18 protein-coding genes and 1 pseudogene are annotated in these 17,060 nt (G+C 59.7%); 11 read left to right on the top strand and 8 right to left on the bottom strand.

The features are described from left to right. Positions 1 to 75: 75 nt before the first annotated feature. Both typA and F561_RS25495 read right to left on the bottom strand, forming a co-directional pair. Positions 76 to 1,857 (bottom strand): translational GTPase TypA, encoded by a 1,782-nt coding sequence (gene typA, locus F561_RS0113495; protein ID WP_019010501.1) that lies wholly within the window; start codon positions 1,855 to 1,857, stop codon positions 76 to 78. A 238-nt stretch (positions 1,858 to 2,095) separates the two neighbouring features. Next, on the bottom strand, positions 2,096 to 3,037 hold the full coding sequence (locus F561_RS25495; protein WP_026298899.1) for a GNAT family N-acetyltransferase: 942 nt from the start codon (positions 3,035 to 3,037) through the stop codon (positions 2,096 to 2,098). 128 nt (positions 3,038 to 3,165) lie between these two features. Between F561_RS25495 and F561_RS0113485 the strand changes: the two genes are divergently transcribed. Further along, entirely contained in the window at positions 3,166 to 4,833 is a 1,668-nt protein-coding gene (locus F561_RS0113485; protein ID WP_019010499.1) for a methylmalonyl-CoA mutase family protein, read from the top strand. A gap of 134 nt (positions 4,834 to 4,967) precedes the next feature. Here F561_RS0113485 and F561_RS27245 read toward each other — a convergent pair whose 3' ends face one another. The 3 genes from F561_RS27245 to miaA form a co-directional block, all read right to left on the bottom strand. Continuing rightward, a complete protein-coding gene (locus F561_RS27245; RefSeq protein WP_019010498.1) occupies positions 4,968 to 6,824 on the bottom strand; it encodes a hypothetical protein in 1,857 nt (618 codons plus the stop codon). A 141-nt stretch (positions 6,825 to 6,965) separates the two neighbouring features. Then, on the bottom strand, positions 6,966 to 8,207 hold the full coding sequence (gene glgC, locus F561_RS0113475) for a glucose-1-phosphate adenylyltransferase (protein WP_026298898.1): 1,242 nt from the start codon (positions 8,205 to 8,207) through the stop codon (positions 6,966 to 6,968). Positions 8,208 to 8,456: 249 nt separating this feature from the next. Next, positions 8,457 to 9,473 carry a tRNA (adenosine(37)-N6)-dimethylallyltransferase MiaA gene (gene miaA / locus F561_RS0113470; RefSeq protein ID WP_019010496.1) on the bottom strand — a complete coding sequence of 339 codons (1,017 nt, stop codon included), beginning with the start codon at positions 9,471 to 9,473 and terminating at the stop codon, positions 8,457 to 8,459. A gap of 159 nt (positions 9,474 to 9,632) precedes the next feature. On the opposite strand from miaA, the gene F561_RS0113465 reads away from it, so the two are divergent. Then, positions 9,633 to 10,052, top strand: a complete 420-nt coding sequence (locus tag F561_RS0113465) for an Hsp20/alpha crystallin family protein (protein WP_019010495.1) — start codon at positions 9,633 to 9,635, stop codon at positions 10,050 to 10,052. Positions 10,053 to 10,141: 89 nt separating this feature from the next. On the opposite strand, the gene F561_RS0113460 is transcribed toward F561_RS0113465, so the two are convergent. Then, positions 10,142 to 10,483 carry a hypothetical protein gene (locus tag F561_RS0113460; protein WP_157451852.1) on the bottom strand — a complete coding sequence of 114 codons (342 nt, stop codon included), beginning with the start codon at positions 10,481 to 10,483 and terminating at the stop codon, positions 10,142 to 10,144. Positions 10,484 to 10,884: 401 nt separating this feature from the next. Between F561_RS0113460 and F561_RS0113455 the strand changes: the two genes are divergently transcribed. Further along, a complete protein-coding gene (locus F561_RS0113455) occupies positions 10,885 to 11,463 on the top strand; it encodes a hypothetical protein (protein WP_157451851.1) in 579 nt (192 codons plus the stop codon). Beyond that, entirely contained in the window at positions 11,463 to 12,137 is a 675-nt protein-coding gene (locus F561_RS0113450; protein ID WP_019010492.1) for an ImmA/IrrE family metallo-endopeptidase, read from the top strand. The genes F561_RS0113455 and F561_RS0113450 overlap by 1 nt, the downstream gene beginning before the upstream one ends. 114 nt (positions 12,138 to 12,251) lie before the next feature. Here F561_RS0113450 and F561_RS0113445 read toward each other — a convergent pair whose 3' ends face one another. After that, entirely contained in the window at positions 12,252 to 12,683 is a 432-nt protein-coding gene (locus F561_RS0113445) for a response regulator (RefSeq protein ID WP_019010491.1), read from the bottom strand. Positions 12,684 to 12,884: 201 nt separating this feature from the next. On the opposite strand from F561_RS0113445, the gene F561_RS0113440 reads away from it, so the two are divergent. Then, the gene (locus F561_RS0113440) at positions 12,885 to 13,124 is read left to right on the top strand and encodes a cytochrome P450 (RefSeq protein WP_245556521.1); all 240 of its coding nucleotides are present in this window, start codon (positions 12,885 to 12,887) and stop codon (positions 13,122 to 13,124) included. A gap of 21 nt (positions 13,125 to 13,145) precedes the next feature. Here F561_RS0113440 and F561_RS0113435 read toward each other — a convergent pair whose 3' ends face one another. Further along, entirely contained in the window at positions 13,146 to 13,373 is a 228-nt protein-coding gene (locus F561_RS0113435) for a hypothetical protein (protein WP_019010489.1), read from the bottom strand. Positions 13,374 to 13,665: 292 nt separating this feature from the next. On the opposite strand from F561_RS0113435, the gene F561_RS0113430 reads away from it, so the two are divergent. The 6 genes and pseudogenes from F561_RS0113430 to F561_RS0113405 form a co-directional block, all read left to right on the top strand. Further along, a complete protein-coding gene (locus F561_RS0113430) occupies positions 13,666 to 13,938 on the top strand; it encodes a hypothetical protein (RefSeq protein WP_019010488.1) in 273 nt (90 codons plus the stop codon). 390 nt (positions 13,939 to 14,328) lie between these two features. Next, positions 14,329 to 14,487: a glycine zipper domain-containing protein gene (locus tag F561_RS25485; protein ID WP_211214819.1), complete on the top strand. Its 159-nt coding sequence runs from the start codon at positions 14,329 to 14,331 to the stop codon at positions 14,485 to 14,487. A 273-nt stretch (positions 14,488 to 14,760) separates the two neighbouring features. Then, the gene (locus tag F561_RS27240) at positions 14,761 to 15,918 is read left to right on the top strand and encodes a GGDEF domain-containing protein (RefSeq protein ID WP_157451850.1); all 1,158 of its coding nucleotides are present in this window, start codon (positions 14,761 to 14,763) and stop codon (positions 15,916 to 15,918) included. Between the two features lie 213 nt (positions 15,919 to 16,131). Beyond that, positions 16,132 to 16,452 (top strand): hypothetical protein, encoded by a 321-nt coding sequence (locus tag F561_RS0113415; protein WP_157451849.1) that lies wholly within the window; start codon positions 16,132 to 16,134, stop codon positions 16,450 to 16,452. A gap of 125 nt (positions 16,453 to 16,577) precedes the next feature. Next, entirely contained in the window at positions 16,578 to 16,814 is a 237-nt protein-coding gene (locus F561_RS0113410; RefSeq protein WP_019010484.1) for a DUF7669 domain-containing protein, read from the top strand. 31 nt (positions 16,815 to 16,845) lie between these two features. Then, positions 16,846 to 17,060: pseudogene (locus tag F561_RS0113405) on the top strand (hypothetical protein); the annotation flags it as partial.

Raw genomic sequence — 17,060 nt, 5'->3', positions numbered from 1 at the left:
GACAGCCCGAGTTTGGCAACCAAAAACACGCGCCCCAGGCCGAAGCCGGGGCGCGTGCTTAACGAATTTCTCTGCTTACTTCCGCATGCTGGGGTTCAGCACTTTCTTACGCAGACGGATGCTCTGGGGCGTCAGTTCCACGAGTTCATCGTCGCTGATGTATTCCAGCGCGTCTTCGAGGCTCATGCGCTTGGGCGGAATAAGGGTCAGGGCGTCGTCGGCACCGCTCGAACGCACGTTGGTCAGCTTCTTGTTCTTGCAGACGTTGACGTTCATGTCCTGCTCGCGGGCGTTTTCGCCCACGATCATGCCCACGTACACATCAGCGCCAGCGTCGATGAAGAAGTTGCCACGGTCTTGCAGTTTCCAGATGGAGTAGGCAAACGCAGTGCCGTCTTCCATGCTGACCAGCGAACCGTTCTGACGGGTCTTGAGTTCTCCGGCCCAGGGCGCATAACCGTCGAAAATGTGGCTCATGATGCCTTCGCCCTGCGTCATGGACAGGAACTGGGTACGGAAGCCGAACAGAGCGCGGCTGGGAATCTTGAATTCCACGCGGGTCCGGGTGCCCTGCGGCTCCATGTTCACCATCTGGCCCTTGCGGGAACTCAGGATGCCGATGACGCTGCTGGAGTGATACTCCGGTACGTCGATCACGAGATGCTCGATAGGCTCATGCTTCTCGCCGTCGATCTCGCGGATGATGACCTGAGGCGATCCGACCTGCACTTCGTAGCCTTCACGGCGCATGGTTTCCAGCAGGATGCTGAGGTGAAGCTCGCCGCGCCCGCTGACCTTGAATTCGTCGGGGCGGAGTTCTTCGACCTTGAGCGACACGTTGGTCATCACTTCGCGCTTCAGGCGGTCGTTCAGGTGGCGGGAGGTGACGTACTTGCCTTCCTTGCCTGCAAAGGGGCTGGTGTTGGGCTGGAAGGTCATCGACACGGTGGGTTCGTCCACGGTGATGATGGGCAAGGCTTCGGGATCCGCGAGGTCGGCCACAGTTTCGCCGATCTGCGCGTCTTCGATACCCGCCAGAGCCACGATGTCGCCTGCGCTGACGCTGTCGGCCTCAATGCGGCGCAGACCCATGTGGGTAAACGGCTGCACGATGCGCGACTTGGTCATGGTGCCGTCTTTGTGAATCAGTTGGACAAATTCGCCCTTCTTGACGGTACCGCGCTGAATGCGGCCCAACACGATGCGCCCGAGGTATTCGGAGTAGTCGAGGTTGGTGACGACCATCTGGAACGGCTCGTCCACTTTGACGGGAGGGCTGGGGATGTACTCCAGCACCATCTCGAACAGCTCGTGCATGTCTTCCTGCGGGCTTTCCAGATCCTTGTAGGCCTTGCCGTCACGGGCCACGGCGTACAGGATGGGGAAGTCGAGCTGATCGTCGCTGGCACCGAGTTCGGCCATCAGGTCGAAGGTCAGGTTGACAACTTCTTCGATACGGGCATCCTGACGGTCGATCTTGTTGATGACCACCACGATCTTCAGGCCCAGTTCGATGGCCTTACGCAGCACGAAACGGGTCTGGGGCATGGGGCCTTCGGCAGCGTCCACCAGTACCAGTGCGCCGTCTACCATGCCCAACACGCGCTCCACTTCTCCGCCGAAATCGGCGTGTCCGGGAGTGTCTACAATGTTGATTTTGATGCCCTTGTACTCCACGGCAGTATTTTTCGCCAGGATGGTGATGCCGCGCTCTTTTTCAAGGTCGTTGCTGTCCATGGCGCGTTCGGTAATTTCTTCGCCGTGGCCGAGTTTCAGGGTCTGCTTGAGAAGTCCGTCTACCAGCGTGGTTTTGCCGTGATCGACGTGTGCAATGATCGCAATATTCCGGTATTCCATGTTCATTCTCTCCCCCGCCCGCGAGCGCACCAGCAACGGGCTGGAGGCGAGGGCGGAACTTGGTGCATGTCCGGGGCTGGCCTGACAATCTGGTCAGGAGATGAATGGCCCCGGCATGAAAAGGCTCGCCACACATCACTGGTGGGCGAGACACCCAAACATAGATTCTAGCAGATGAGTCGGGGGTTGGGGTCAGATTGGGGTCAAGGCCAGAGACTCCATGCCCCAGAACCTATGGTCAAGGGTGGAATAGAGGCAGCCACGACCAGCCGCCAATGTCAGTTCGCCCCGCCTGCAAAGCGGCTTGCCGTGCGCCCCAGTTGTCTGCATGAATCGTACCCAACAGCACGCGGTCTGGTTCTGGCAGGGCTTGGGCCAACAAGGTCGTCAGGGCCGCACCGTAACCGCGCCCCCGCCAGGCGGGAGACAGGATCAATTCCTGTACCGAATAGGCATTCAGCCCGTGCTTGAGCTTGGGCAACACGCCCACATATCCGGCCCACTGGCCCCCGTGCAGCACATCAAACATCGTTCCGGCCTCTATAGTTTCCAGCAGATCTTCTTCAGACAGGAGGCGGGCCTGACCGGGATGGGCGGGATGCAGGCGGTCTACATCGGCGTAAGCTTCACGCGCCGCTTCCAGTTGGGAGGTGTCCAGCGTGGGCCGCAACGACAATTCTGGCGGAGTGGAACGGCGTTGCAGGTCGGCCAGAGGGGCAGCCAGCACCCGCAAGTCGGGCCGCGTGCCCGCGAAGGCTCCCGCCGGTGCCGCCGACCAGAAGCGCAACCGCTGGGGGCCAAAGCCTGCATACGTCCGCTGGGCCAACGCCGCCAACGCGGGCAAATCGGCGGCCAGCACGGGCCGAGAAGTAACGCTGGCGTCTACAAAAGGCTTGCCCGGATTCGCACCCTCGAACCGGATGCTGAGCAGGGCTTCAAGGTCGGGCAAGACCGGAAGCCACTGGTTCAAAAACGCTTCTGGCGGCTGGGCTGGTTTCATCCTCTGGGCACGCACTGCGGCCAACTCCAAATCTGTCGCCAATTGCAGATCAAAGGCGTGTTCATCGGCAAAATTGGCGAGGCGCTGGCCTTCCGAACACCAAGCGAGGCTCGCCGAATGCTGTGCAGCAAGACTGAAGCGGGCAAGGGCCGAGGCGGTGGGCAAAGTGGAAGAAGGCACTGGCCTGAGCCTAAGGGAGCGGGCAGAGCGGCGGCATAGGCTGAATGGCTGAGGCTCCGGTCTGCTAGGCTAGAGGCCACCTAACGAGCGTTTGTTTTCTCCATCTTTCCCACCCCGGAGGTTTTCCCATGACCCAGCCGCCTAATTCCCGCCGCACCAAAAATGAATGGCTGAGCAGCGTGTATCAGCCTGCCGTTGCCAAGCACCCTGAGCGCAAATACAACCATAAAAACCTGTCGGATATGGAACCTGATCCGATCTATACGGAAGACGACCTGCATGATTGGGATTCAGAGCGTGATCTGGGTTATCCGGGCGAGTTTCCCTATACGCGGGGCGTGCAGGCCAGCGTCTACCGGGGCAAACTCTGGACAATGCGAATGTTTGCAGGCTTTGGCAGCGCTGAACAGACCAATGAACGCTTTCACGCACTTCTGCGGGCTGGACAGACAGGCCTGAGTACCGCCTTCGATCTGCCCACGCTGATGGGTTACGACTCCGATCATCCCTTCAGCAAAGGCGAGGTGGGCAAATGCGGAGTGGCCGTTGCCAGCCTCGCGGATATGGAAATCCTGTTCCGGGGCATCGATCCCGAACAAGTGACCACTTCTATGACCATCAACAGCCCCGCAAATGCAATCTGGGCCATGTACATTGCCAATGCCCAGAAACAGGGCAAAGACCTGAGCAAAATCGGCGGCACCATTCAAAACGATATTCTCAAAGAATTCATTGCCCAGAAAGAATTTATTTATCCGCCCGCACCCAGTGTAAAACTGGTCATCGATACCTTTGAATGGGGGCCTAAGATCGTGCCGAAGTGGAACTTTATTTCGGTCAGCGGCTACCACATCAGAGAAGCGGGCGCGACAGGGGTACAGGAACTGGCCTTTACTCTGGCAGACGGCTTTCATTATGTAGAAAAGGCGCTGGAACGTGGGCTGGATATAGATGAATTTGCGCCCCGAATCAGTTTTTTCTGGGACATCCACAATGACTTTTTTGAAGAGATTGCCAAGTTGCGGGCCGCTCGCCGCATCTGGGCGCGGCAGATGCGGGACCGCTACGGCGCAAAAAACCCCAAGTCATGGATGCTGAGAACACATTCCCAGACTGCCGGAGTCAGCCTGCCCGCGCAGCAGCCATTGAACAACATTGCCCGGGTGGCAATTCAGGCGCTGGCCGCCGTGTTGGGCGGCACGCAAAGCCTGCACACCGACGCCTTCGACGAAGCTCTGGCCCTGCCCACCGAAGAGGCCGCGACCATCGCCCTCAGAACGCAGCAGATCATCGCCTATGAAACGGGCGTGGCAGGCGTAGTCGATCCACTGGCAGGCAGCTACTACGTGGAAAAATTGACCAACGATATAGAAGCCGCTGCACTGGGCTATATAGAACAGATTCGGGCGATGGGCGGCGTGGAAGTGGGCATAGACAACGGCTTCTTTCAGCTGGAAATGGCCGAAGCTGCCTACCGCTACCAGCGTGAGGTCGAGAAAAAGAACCGGATTATCGTGGGAGTCAACGACTTTGTGCAGGACGCCGTACAGGTGCCGCTGCAACTGATTGACCCCGAAGTCGAGCGCGTGCAGGAAGCGAGGCTGGCCCAGGTGCGCCGCGAACGCGACCCGGCCCGCACACAGGCGGCGTTGGCAGCCCTGCGTGACACTGCCGTGACGGGCGCGAATTCCATGCCCGCCTTCCTGGAGTGTGCCCATGCCTACGTGACGCTGGGCGAGCAGATGGACGTGCTCAAGGGCGTGTATGGGGAATATGTAGAACCAGCAATGGTTTGAGAATAGGAAGGGGGCTGTAGGAACGGCCCGAAGAACGTGGATTGTAGAGCGTGGTCAAACCACTGGCTACGATCCACGTTCTCTGTTTTTCTGCACCCTTTCCTGAAGCCTACAACCCACGTCTCACACCCGCTCTACGGCCTCACTCCAAACACAGTTACCGTATTCAGGGCGTCCAGTAGACCCGCACCCACAGTCAGTCTGGCATTGTCAGGTGACCAAGACAGGAAGGCAGGCGCATTGGCGAGAGGAGGCGTGGTGGCCGCAATTGTTCCGGTGGCAACATCTACCAGATCGACACGGAAGCCGCTCTGATCGGCGTTGACGAGGGCCAACAGGGTGCTGTCGGGACTGAATCGGTGCAGATTCTGGCGGGTGGCGTCCGCGTTGGCCCTCAGTACCGCGTAGGGTCGCGGTTCGCCGGAGCGGTACAGGCCGATCTCTGCCGGATGGGGTTCGGCGCTCTGGTTCACAGAATCTAGGCGCAAGACTCCCAGCGCCAGTACGCCTTTGCCGCTGATCTGAAGTGAGGCGTAAGACTGGTTGGTGGGCGGGGCAGATACGTTCAGTGCCGCACGTTGGCGGGTGGCAACCGTATAGACGAACGGTGCGGCGTCGGCGGCAGCGGGCAGCACGAACAGGCGGGTGGCATCGGGTGAGAGGGTCAGGGTGGAGGCAGCCAGCACCGCCGGGGCCAGATTCAGAGCAGTGGCCTTGAGGGTCGCCACGACCTTTCCACTGGTCTGCGCCACCACCGTAACGCCCGCGCTACTCCAGGTCAGCGCGTGGTTTCCCCAGTGGTTCACACCCAGGCGGACCTCTGCACCCTCGGCGGCATTGACGGCAGTCAGCACGCGCACCGCGCCGCCCATGAGCAGGCCCACTTCCTGCCGCTCCTCGGAGAGAACCCCAAGTGTCCAGGTGCTTTTATTCATGGTCTGCACCGCCGCAAACCCGCCAGCAACCGTTTTTGCGCCGAGCCGCAATTCGCCGGAAGGCAGCAGCGCCGCGCCCTCTCCCCCGCCTATCAGGGCAGCGGGCAGGGCCATACGCTGCACTTCACGGAAGGTAGGGTCGGCACTGAGGAGATCGCCGCTGTCGGTGAGGGCAGAAATCCTTCCCTGCGGCGACAGGCTGACAGGCTGGGCCAACACACCCTGGATGGGCAACAGTCCCTGCTTGCGCCCCGTTTGCAGGTCGCGGGATTCCACATTGCCGTCCAGAAAGGCCAGCACCGAGGAATCTGGCAGAGGAAACCCGGACGCCGGATCGGAGGCAGGCAGGCCACGCGCCACGACAGAACTGGGGTAGCCCTCGCGCAAGGACAGCAACACAGACCCCGCCCGCACCACCGCCGTCCGGCCAGAGATGCCGAACTGGGCGTTCTGGGGCACACACAGGGCGTCGCAGACGGTTCCAGACAGCACGGCCTGCGTGGTCGTATCGATCAGTTGCACCCGTCCGCGCCCGGCAGCGACTGTACCCACCACCGCCCGCAGGCCGTCTGGAGCCATAAACAGGGCGTTCACTGGGGTGATCTGCACCGTCTGCCGCGCTCCCGTGAGCACATTCAGGCGATCCAACCCGGTCGGTGTCGCCAGCAACAGATCGGTGTCGGACACGAATCCAGACCCCTTCAGAGGCCCGGTCACACGTTGGGCCAGGCGCACGCCGTCACCCAGACGCCAGACGTTCAGGGTGCCGCCCGCCGAGGTCACCGCCAATGTTCCCGCCTGATTGACGCTGAGGCTCTGGCAGGCCGCCTCTCCGGTGGGAATCAGGCGCGAAGTCTGGCCTGTCCTGTCCAGGACAAGGAGCCGGTTCCCCAGACACAGGGCACGCGAGCCGCCCGGTAGCCACACCAGACTACTCACCAGTGCGGGTCCAGTCACCCTGGTCTGAGCTTCCACAGTGAGGGTCAGAGCCTGAGTGGAGGCCGACCCCAGAGCAGAAGTCAGACAGGAAAGGGTGATCACCGTGCGAAAATTCACGCTGCACAGTGTACGGCGCTTTCGGTGCAGGGAGGGCTACAGCCGAGCTTGAGTAGCTGGGAACTGGTAGAAGCGGCGGCAGGCACGACCATTTCGGTGCGCCTGTCGCCGCTATCAGGACAGATTCAGTTCAGGTCCGGCTCAGAAGGTATAGCCTTTGGAAACCACCACGACGCCGCTGTCGGTGACCGTGAAGCCCCGTGCCAGATCGTCGTCGCGGTTCAGCCCGATCACCGTTCCGGGCGGAATGACCACGTCTTTATCCACGATCACGCGCTTCAGGCGGGCATGGCGGCCCACCTCCACATCATCGAACAGCACGCAGCTTTCTACCACCGAATAGCTGTGCAGGCGCACGTTCCGGCCCAGCACGCTGTCTCTGACCGTGCCGCCACTGATGATGGTGCCCCCGGCCATAATCGTGTTGAAGGCCTGTCCCTTGCGCCCCTCGGATTCGTGCACGAATTTGGCGGGCGGCGAAAACTCGCTGCTGGTTCGCAGCGGCCATTCGGGGTTGTAGATGTCGAATTCTGGATTCACGGTAACCAGGTCCATGTTGGCGTCAAAGTACGCGTCCAGCGTGCCCACATCGCGCCAGTACAGGTTGGGGCCAGACTGACCGGGAATGGGATTGCGGTGGAAGTCGTAGGCCATGACGTTGTAGCCGTCCGACAGGGCACGCGGGATCACGTCGCCCCCGAAGTCGAAGCCCTCCTCGCCGCCCGACATGCTGGTTTCCAGCAACTCGTCAAGGGCTTTGCGGCTGAAAATATAGTTGCCCATGCTGGTCAGGCTCACGCCCTCCTGACCGGGGATGCTGGGCGGGTTTTTGGGCTTCTCCAGAAAGTCGGTGACCTTCCAGCGCTCATCAACGTGCATCACGCCGAATTGATGCGCCTGACTCTGGGGCATCGGGTAGGCGGCAATGGTGATGTCGGCGCGGGAATCGATGTGCGTCTGGAGCATGTGCTCCACGTTCATCTTGTAGATGTGGTCGCCGCTGAAGATCGCCACGTAATCGGCGTCGTAATTGTCGATCAGGTGCATGTTCTGATACACCGCGTCGGCAGTTCCCCGGTACCAGACCGGGCCGAGTTCTTCCAGGCGGTACATCTGCGCGGGCACCAGCGTAATGAAGTAGTCGCTGAGGAAGGTGCCGAAACGCCAGCCCCGCTGAATATGTTCGGTGAGGCTCTGGGCCTTGTACTGGGTCAGCACGTAGATGCTGAACATGCCAGAGTTCATAAAGTTGTTGATGGCGAAATCGATGATGCGGTATTTGCTGCCAAACGGCACGGCAGGCTTGCTGCGCTTTTGCGTCAGCGGTGCAAGCCGTGACCCCTGCCCACCCGCCAAAATCATGCCCAAAACTCTCGGCTTCATGTGCTTTCCCCCTAATGCGAGTGCTGCTGCTAGTGCTGCCGGAACACGGCCCCGGATCAGGCCCGCGTAGGCGAATCAGAGACGGATGACCGAAAGACCAGTTGGCCTCCCGGTTCCGATACCGTACCGCCCAAGAATGAGGTGTAACTCACTTCTGAGTTTAGCCTGTGCTGCGGGAGGACGGGGCACACGCTTAGGCAGGGCTTACAAACACTGAACAAGGTGTAAAGATTACTGCTGGCTGCTGGACTATAAGGAGTGTCCTGCACGCAGAACAGACCGCAATTCTGACAGTTGCGCGGCCAGCGAATCTGCGGCCTGTGAGGGTGTAACGGGCGAGGCGGCCAACTGGGTGCGTGTCCAGGTCAGCTGGCGTTTGGCATATTGACGGGTCGCCAGCGCAATCGCCTGTTGTGCGGCCTGCACAGTCAGCTTGCCCTGAGCCACAGCCAGCGCCTCGCGGTAACCCAGGGCTTGCCAGGCGGTTGGCCTAGGCATGGTTTCTGGATCAAGGCGGGAAGCCAACCACGCGGCTTCCTCGGGCCAGCCCTGCGCCAGCATCGCGCCCACGCGCCTGCCGATGCGCTGCTCCAGTTCGGCGGCGGGGCGGGTAAAGGCGGTGATTTGGTAGGAGAAAGCAGGCTCGGTGCGGCCAAATTCGCCGGGAAAGCGCCCGGTGCGGCGGTAGACCTCCAGCGCCCGGACGACGCGGCGGGGGTTGCGTTCCATGCGGACGGCCTCGGCAGGGTTGGCGGCGGCCATGTCGGCCAGCAGCGCGTCCAGCCCGCGTGCGGCAAGGTCGGCTTCCACCTCGGCCCGCAGATCAGGCTCCGAGGGTGGCGTCAGCGGCAGCCCCCGCGTCAGCGCACTCAGATAAAATCCGGTGCCTCCCACCACCAGTGGGATATTTCCCCGCGCCAGCACACCCCGAATAGCCGCTTCCGCCTCGGCCACATAACGGGCCACATCGTATTCCTCATGCACGTCAGCCACATCCAGCAGGTGGTGCGGTACGGCCCCACGTTCGGCAGGGCTAGGCTTGGCGGTGCCTACATCCAGTCCCCGGTACACGGTAAACGCGTCTGCGGCGATGATTTCCAGCTGGCCCGGCTCCGATTGCCCCGATTTTTCCTGGCCCAATTCAGTCTGACCCAGTTCTGCCCGGTTCAGCGCAGCCAGTTGAAGTGCCAGCGCAGTTTTTCCGGCAGCAGTGGGGGCGGTCAGGAGGGGCAGGGCAGGAAAGGTGCGGGCAGGCGTGGCAGACATCACGCCCAGAAGTTTAGAACAGCACGCCAAAATCTGCGGACAGACAGGGAAATTTTGCCAGCTCCGTCCCTCAGACTGCTCAGGTCACAGGCCGCTCGATCACATCTCCTCTCCTGGCCCAGACAGAGAATCTCAGGCTGCTGTAGTAGCGTGATATGGATGAACGAGCCTGTCCTTGCCCGACTGCAACAGCTGATGAACCTGCGTGAAGAGGTGGAGACGCTGGGAAGCGCCCGCCCGTGGACACCCGCCGCCGATTGGATAGACAACGATTCTCACCTGACCCTGCTGCTGGACGTGCCAGGCGTGAATCTGGATTCGCTGGCCCTGTCGGAAGAAGACGACACTGTGACCATTCAGGGAGAGCGGCCCACACCGGACCAAACGCTGGGCCACGTGCTGAGCGCCGAACGTGCCAGCGGAAAGTTCACCCGAACCCTGGTGTTTCCCGAAGCCGTGTTGCCCCAGAGCGGCGAGGCCCGCCTGAGCGCCGGAGTGCTGACCATCCAGTTTGAAAAACGTCATCCCACAATTGACGCCACCGCGCAGGAACTTGGAGATGAGACAGAGGAAAGCTGAAGCACCTGTTTTGGAGGTCGCCTGCCAAGGTGACTTAGCGTGAAGATGCTACGTCTGGCACGCCTTTCTTACCCTTTACTGCCCATACTTTATTTTCTGGGTACCCACTCGCCGTCCGTGGGCCACACGCTGCGGGGCTGCTCGCCGTACTTGAGTTCCAGAAATTCCAGCCGCACCCGCGCCTGATCGCGCTGGTAGCGCAGGTCGTGATTCTGCTGCGCCAGCTTCAGTACACGTTCCTCGGCCACCTCAAGGCGGGATTCCGCTTCGGCCAACTGCTGCTGCGTATCGTGTTCTTTCTGTTCCGATACGCTTCCGCCGCGCCATTCCCGAATCACATGCGACAGGCCGTACAGCAACGCGATGACGACGGTGGCCGCTCCACTTTTGGCGATCAGCGGCAGGACGGCGGTGAGATCTGTTCCAGTCATGGATGGCTCTCCTGTGGTGGATGGGGTCAGGCGGTAAAAGTTATTCTTGATTTGTTCCCAAGTCAGCATCGGAAACGAGCGACTTGTTGAAGCGTTCTTTCAGAAGCCCTCCCTGTAGACGACAGTGTTTCGGTTGATCGGCAACTTCTGGTACCAGTTTCCGGCCTTCGAAGGCCATTTTTGCTTGTGCAACAGCACTGAGGATCGTCAGGAGAGTTGTTCTCCAAACGGAGTCAGATGTGGGAATAGAATAAGACTGATTCCCAAGAATGTCAATCTCAGTTCTGATACAGTCCCAGATTGGGCGTGACCCCTACCCATTTTTCGGGGAATGGTTTACAATCCAGGCATGACAACACCAGACTGGATTGGGAACAGATTCGGTGTTCGGGTGGCCTCAGATGACGACTGCTAAGGTTGCCACAGCAGCCAGAGCTGTAAAAGAAGCTGATCCGCGTGCTAAGCAACACGGACAGCTCGTTCAACAGCGGCGTCTGGAGTTGGGGCTGAACCGCCCGGCGTTCGTGGCTCAGATGGAAAAGCATGGTCAGCACATCACGCCGGACTACCTGAACAAACTGGAACGCGGAACGGCGGCCCTGTCGCGTGCATCGTTGGAGGTGAGAGAGGCGGTGCGGGCAGTACTGGGCTATTCGCCGGAAGAATGGTCTGCCCAGACAGGACTGTTTACGCCCACCGCCTCCCCCACCGGGCCTGCACGGGCTTTCAGCGCGGCGGCGCGGGGTTACGGCAACAGCAGGGTGCCTACATCTCAGCCGGAACCCTTGCCGGAGGCGCTTCAGGAAGCGGTGCGCCTGTACGGCGGCCAGCCTGAATTCGCGGCACTGGCCGAACCGCGCTGGCCCCGTTATCTTCACCGCCTGCACCACAAACACCGCCCCACCACGCCCGATGGCTGGCTGGCCCTCTTTATTCGCTACCGCCACGAATTCGATCCGCCGGACACCGGGGCCGAATAATGGATGACGTGCTGCACGACCTGTTCGCGTATCACGTTGCCCGCCATGCCGAGGCGGAATTTACCCGGGAAATGCCCGAGCTCGCCCGCCGCCTGGGCATGAGCTACCGCGTCGGGACCGACAGTCTGGCCACGCCCGAGCGGGTGATCTACGTGCGGGCCGACGCCTCTGCGCCCCAGCGCCGCAGCGAGGCGGCCCATGAAATCAGCCACCTGCTGACGGCAGAAGCCCAGCCCGGCGACCCCAGTTATGAAGATGTCATCCGCTGGTATCACGCCAGCGTGCCCGATATGGACGCACATCTGGAGGTATTGGCCGATCACGGCGCAGACCGCCTACTGATGCCCGAAGCGCTGGTACAGGCCATCCTGACGCACTGTGGTTATTCCGGACGGGCCGTGTGGGAACTGAGCCGCTTTGCCGACGTGCCCACCGAGGACGCCCTGCGCCGCCTGGTGTACTTCGACGAGTCGGTGCGAATCGGCGGCTTTATCTCACATGGCGGCTTCATCCAGTCGGCCTTCTCCAAGCGCTGGCATCTTCCCTTCTGGCGTGGCGACCGTGTACCGGAACCTCATGTTCTGCTGGATGGAGGCGTGTCGCTGTTTGCCATACCCCACAAAACCCGCCAATGGATCGGGGTCATGACGGTGGGAGAATTCGATTCGGCCTGAAGGGCTTATCTGCCGTGCAGGTTGTTATCAACCAAAGGAAATACATCCTGGAGGGCGTCTGGTAGAAGAAAGGGATCAGCAATTCTTTGCATCGCCAGATCCCATCATGGTTTTTCAGTATTCCGATTCGCCGGGCCGGGTCGTCAGGCGAGCCTGTGTCCAGAACACCACGAAATCTTCAATCTGGGTCAGAAAGGTCTGAAACTCCACCGATTTGACCAGGTAGGCATTGGCATGCAGCGTGTATGCCTTGCGAATGTCCTGCGGCGCGGAGGAACCGCTGAGCATGACCACCGGAATGGGACGCAGGTGCGGCTGCGCTTTCATTGCTTCCAGCACATCGAAACCGTCCATACCAGGCATGTTGATGTCGAGCAGCACCACATCTGGCCGAATGCCGTTTTTGTCCATCAGGGCACTCAGCGCGTCGTCGCCACTTTCCATCATGGTGACCTCGCAGGGCTGCCCGGACAGAGAGAACGCTTCCTCGGCCAGCCCCCGCGCCGCTGGGTTATCGTCGACCAGCAAAACCTGAAGAGGGCGCATCAGACCCCAGCATGGCGGCTGGAATGAAGCCTGAAAAGAGGGTAAACGGGCATATCCGCAGTCTAACGCGGGAGCCTCGGCAGGCGCTGTCAGAATGTGCAAGGGATTAATTTGATGATGAGGCGCAGAACTGAGGCGGAGCAACCCGACGTGAAGTGAGAGCCAATAGCCGCGTCCCACCTGCCTCTCTTACACTGCCGCATGCCAGCCTCAGAAATGCCGACCCCCAACCTCAGTGCAGCAGCAGGCCAGATCCTGGATTTTCTTCGTCAGGAAGGCAACAAGCAGCACAGCGCCGACGAACTGACAGCCCTGCTTTCTCTGGAGCAAAACCAGGTGGATCAGGCTCTGGCAGAATTGCAGGCCGCTGGGCTTGCCTCACCGGAAGTGGTCACCGGGTACGGCGGCAGCGCGACCATGTGGGGCCTCAACGCCAACTGATCAGCAATGACGTTCAGAGGCTCAGGCCGCAGTCAGCCGGGTCTGAACGGTCATCAATTTGCTGTTCAGCTCGGTCAATTCTACGCGGGCCGCCCTCTCTTCCAGCCGGTCGTTGCCCCGACCAACCGCACTCCTGAGCCGCGTCTCGGCCTGAACGATCTGCCGCCCCAGGTCTTCCTGAACTGCCTGAAGCCCTGGCAGATCAACGGGCAACGACGACAGCCAGCGCTGCCACTCTGCTGCCTTCACAACATACCTCCAGATGACCGTTCAGCACGAACTCCGAGCATACTCATGGTTCTCAGGCTAAAACCACAAACCTGATTCCAGTCGTCTGAAAGCTAAACGGCAGCTTGAACAAAGAGGGGCAGCACCCATCATCTGAATATGATCTTCATGTCCAGGAGAACCACGGGTGGTCCTATTGAAACACCTTTTTCATCAGACGTAGGCTCCTTAGAAAACTGCAGTTTTATGAAGAAAACAGCAGGTCTTCCTGGGAGTGACGCCGTTGTGAGAGGCCTGAAGCTAGAGTCGAAGAATGACCTTTCAAGAAGGGTTCGGACGGCACGCGGTACGGCTCAAGGAGTGGGCCGAAGTCCAGGAAAGTGCGCTGGACGACAACGGACCAGCTTCCGCACCTGCACCAGAGTCGGCGAGCAATCCCGACCGACCACAGGCCAATCCAGCCTTCTGTCTGGAAGAAGATGAGGAAAAGCGTAAGCCGATGCTGGGCTGGCAGGTGCGTTTTTCAGGCGTGGCCGCTCTGTTCTTGTGCATGTTGGTAATGATGAGTTTTGTACTTGCACACTGAGAGTCAATTGCCGGGAATCTCAGTGTGGAGAGCAATCTGTAATTTAAAGAGAAAAATGCAATCAATGGACACATAAAGCATAAACGATTGTAGAAACCTATTTTGGATGCTCTATTGGATAGTGCGCATTTCATCTGTTGATCGAATCAATGCAGCAGGTATTCACGAAGAGATGAAAGCTAGATGACGAACCTAGAAATGTAAGGAGCAGGCCCCAAGAGTTACGAACCCAAATATGTTGGATACCTATCCAGATCTGTGGCTGGGTCAGATTCTTTGTGCATGAGCAGGTCAACAGTCAACGCTTCAGGCAAAGTTCAGGGACACCCGCAGCAGATCGCCAAGCAAAAGTGGACGGTTCTCATGGCCGCCAGAATTAGCCTTCGCCTTATGAAGACCAAACAAGAAGCTATAGGGTTCTGGTTGGCAATCGGCGTGGCGATCGGCACGGGCCTGGGAATCGCCTTCGATAACATTGGAATGGGTACAGCTCTTGGGATAAGTCTGGGGTTGGTTATCGGTGCGGTCACAGGTAAAAAACTGCCCTGATCGCCTGGGGCTTCAGCAGCACTCTGGTGGACGCCTGCGTTCTTCAGGCAGCATGACTCTCCATTACCACAGCTCATCTCCGAGGAGTTACAGCCTCATTCGGAGAAAAAGCACCCTGCACCATGAGAATCAGCTTTCTTAGAGGGAGTGGGCGCTTAGAGAGACGTGCGACATAACGCCTCAATAACGCCTCTTCTGTCTAAATAGGTCAAGAGTGAAGGTAATCCTGAACATTGGAAACTCGGCATGATGCTTCCAGACGAGCGGACTACGATGACCGTTTTGTCTGCCCTCACCTGGGGAGTCAGCCTACTGGTGTCGCTCATCATCATTACAGTCTCATGGCTGCGGCCTTCTTACCCTGGTTGGCGGGGTTGGGCTGTAGGACAGACAGCACTTGTCCTGGGGGTGCTGGTGGACAGCCTGAGGACTCCGGAAACCCTGCTGATCTCGGTCGTGCTGGGTAACAGTCTGCTGATGGCTGGATCGATCCTGTGCCTGAGGGCCTTCCAGCGCTTCAGTGGAGAGTTGGTCAGTCCAAGAACCAATCAAGTGGCCTGGGCCGTGTGCGCAGGCATCGTGATCGCACTGATTCTGCTGACCACCGTCTGGGACAATACGGCACTCCGGTTTATTCTGGTCACGGGCTATACCTCCACGGTGTCCCTGATGCTGGTGGCTCTGATCGTCAGGCAAATGCGCCAGCACCAGGCGTTACGGGCCGCCTATGGCCTGAACCTGGGAGTGTTGTTGGGAGGCACGCTGTTGACCCTGCCCCGCCTGCACATGATGGTCGGTCACGACGCCAGCCTGGGCTTCACGCTGAATGGACCCAATATCTTGCTACATACCGGGGCGCTGCTGTTGTCGGTGGGCGGCAGTTTCGTGTTCTGGCTGTTGCATGATGACCGCCGCCGCCAGGAGATGCAGCGCCTACATCACGAGCTACTTGTCCAGGCCACGCTGGATCCCCTGACGACCCTGCTCAACCGGCGGGGACTGTCGCAGGCCTATGAGGTCTGCCAGGATCAGGCCGCCAATGCAGTGCTGGTGCTCCTGGATGTCAATGAGTTTAAGAGCATCAATGACCAGCATGGACACGCAGAAGGAGACCGCTGTCTGGTGCGGCTGGCTGGCACTCTGCGGACCATCGCCCAGCCGGGAGATCTGGTCAGCCGGGTAGGGGGAGATGAATTTGTGCTGCTGCTGACGGGCAGTGAATGGCAGATTGCAGAGCAGCTTGAAGGGCTGGAAGTTCAATTGGCCGGAGGCCAGCAGGGAACGTTGGGCTTCACCGTGAGTTTTGGGGTCACGCGGATCGGGGCGGGAGAGGATCTGGCGAGAGCCATGAACCGAGCGGATCAAGCGATGTACAGCGGTAAAGCCCGCGGCATACATGTTCAGCAGCCGGGCAAAACAAATGCATTCTGAGGAATTCACGGCGCATCCGCACACAGCGTTTCAGTAAGCAGCCTGATCTGCACCAGGGTCTGACCACCTGGCTGCACTGGGGACAACCCACACAACAGGACAACCTCTGCTCACGCTCATCAGGAACGCCTCCGCCCAGGCAGAAAAGAGGCAGGTTCATCGGTGCTGGCCTTTGTCAGAGGGCTGTGCCACCTCAACCTGCATGCTCGCCAGGTGTCCCGAAACCAACTCACTTCAACCTCCAGGCGTTCGGTCAGGCAACAATGGCGTGAACTGCCCCTGAGTTTTAAAGCTTTCTGGATCATTGGACTGGTCATTATTCTGATCGGCCTGGCACTGCAAACCCTGCTGCCCGACAGCTCTCTCCCGGCCAGTTGGGGGTCGCCTCTGGTGCAGAGTGGAACGCTGATTGTTTTTCTGGGGTCGGCAGTGGAAACGCGCCGGGTAGGAGGGCCGTACCAGATCGTCGCGCTGATGGCTGTGGCCCTGACCCTCTTGACCGTCTGTTTGATCTTGCGAGATACATCGTTCTGATCAGTCAACAAAAACACTTTTGACGACTGCTCTGCGCCACCCTTCCTGACAGGTAAAAGGGTGGACACTGGCAAGGGCGAGAGGTAGCACGGTCATTGACCCACGGTCTGAGGCAGAATGAAGAGATGACGTGCCGTGACGAGATTCTTGCTGTTGCCCGCAAGCTGAGCCAACAACAAACCGACGGAACGTTTTCCGCTCAGGATGTGGTCGCTGCTATGCGTGCCAAAGGCACCCAACACCTCGATACCACCATTCGGCGGCATGTCGCCAGCGAGATGTGCCAGAACGCGGTCGGTCAAGGTGCAGGCAAATATCCAGACCTCGAACGGGTAGCGCGGGGCCGTTACCGCCTGCTCTAGTGGAGCGTTTTGCAATTGAGTAGAGTTATTTATGCCTCGCCCTCTGCTGTACAAAGTGGAATTGAGCCCTGAGCAGGAACAGACGCTCAAAGCCATCACAACGAAAGGGACCCACAAGGCGCGGGTCATGACCCGCGCTCAGATCTTGCTGATGGCCCATCGGCAGCTGGGTGATCTGGCGATCAAGGAAGCCCTGGGGATCAGTGTGCAGATGGCGCAGTCGATCCGAAAACACTTCGTGCTCGG

The sequence above is a fragment of the Deinococcus aquatilis DSM 23025 genome (assembly GCF_000378445.1).
Taxonomy (GTDB): domain Bacteria; phylum Deinococcota; class Deinococci; order Deinococcales; family Deinococcaceae; genus Deinococcus; species Deinococcus aquatilis.
Note: the sequence above shows the minus strand (reverse complement) of the source record. Positions and strands in the feature narration are given on the sequence as shown.

Excerpts from the sequence above, each read along its gene's own strand:
- F561_RS0113410 (WP_019010484.1), top strand. The coding sequence starts at position 16,578 with ATGACGTGCCGTGACGAGATTCTTGCTGTTGCCCGCAAGCTGAGCCAA.
- F561_RS27240 (WP_157451850.1), top strand. The coding sequence starts at position 14,761 with ATGACCGTTTTGTCTGCCCTCACCTGGGGAGTCAGCCTACTGGTGTCG.
- F561_RS0113485 (WP_019010499.1), top strand. The coding sequence starts at position 3,166 with ATGACCCAGCCGCCTAATTCCCGCCGCACCAAAAATGAATGGCTGAGC.
- F561_RS0113450 (WP_019010492.1), top strand. The coding sequence starts at position 11,463 with ATGGATGACGTGCTGCACGACCTGTTCGCGTATCACGTTGCCCGCCAT.
- F561_RS0113460 (WP_157451852.1), bottom strand. The coding sequence starts at position 10,483 with ATGACTGGAACAGATCTCACCGCCGTCCTGCCGCTGATCGCCAAAAGT.
- F561_RS0113465 (WP_019010495.1), top strand. The coding sequence starts at position 9,633 with ATGAACGAGCCTGTCCTTGCCCGACTGCAACAGCTGATGAACCTGCGT.
- F561_RS0113430 (WP_019010488.1), top strand. The coding sequence starts at position 13,666 with ATGACCTTTCAAGAAGGGTTCGGACGGCACGCGGTACGGCTCAAGGAG.
- typA (WP_019010501.1), bottom strand. The coding sequence starts at position 1,857 with ATGGAATACCGGAATATTGCGATCATTGCACACGTCGATCACGGCAAA.
- F561_RS0113445 (WP_019010491.1), bottom strand. The coding sequence starts at position 12,683 with ATGCGCCCTCTTCAGGTTTTGCTGGTCGACGATAACCCAGCGGCGCGG.
- F561_RS0113455 (WP_157451851.1), top strand. The coding sequence starts at position 10,885 with ATGACGACTGCTAAGGTTGCCACAGCAGCCAGAGCTGTAAAAGAAGCT.
- F561_RS25485 (WP_211214819.1), top strand. The coding sequence starts at position 14,329 with ATGAAGACCAAACAAGAAGCTATAGGGTTCTGGTTGGCAATCGGCGTG.
- miaA (WP_019010496.1), bottom strand. The coding sequence starts at position 9,473 with ATGTCTGCCACGCCTGCCCGCACCTTTCCTGCCCTGCCCCTCCTGACC.
- glgC (WP_026298898.1), bottom strand. The coding sequence starts at position 8,207 with ATGAAGCCGAGAGTTTTGGGCATGATTTTGGCGGGTGGGCAGGGGTCA.
- F561_RS0113440 (WP_245556521.1), top strand. The coding sequence starts at position 12,885 with ATGCCAGCCTCAGAAATGCCGACCCCCAACCTCAGTGCAGCAGCAGGC.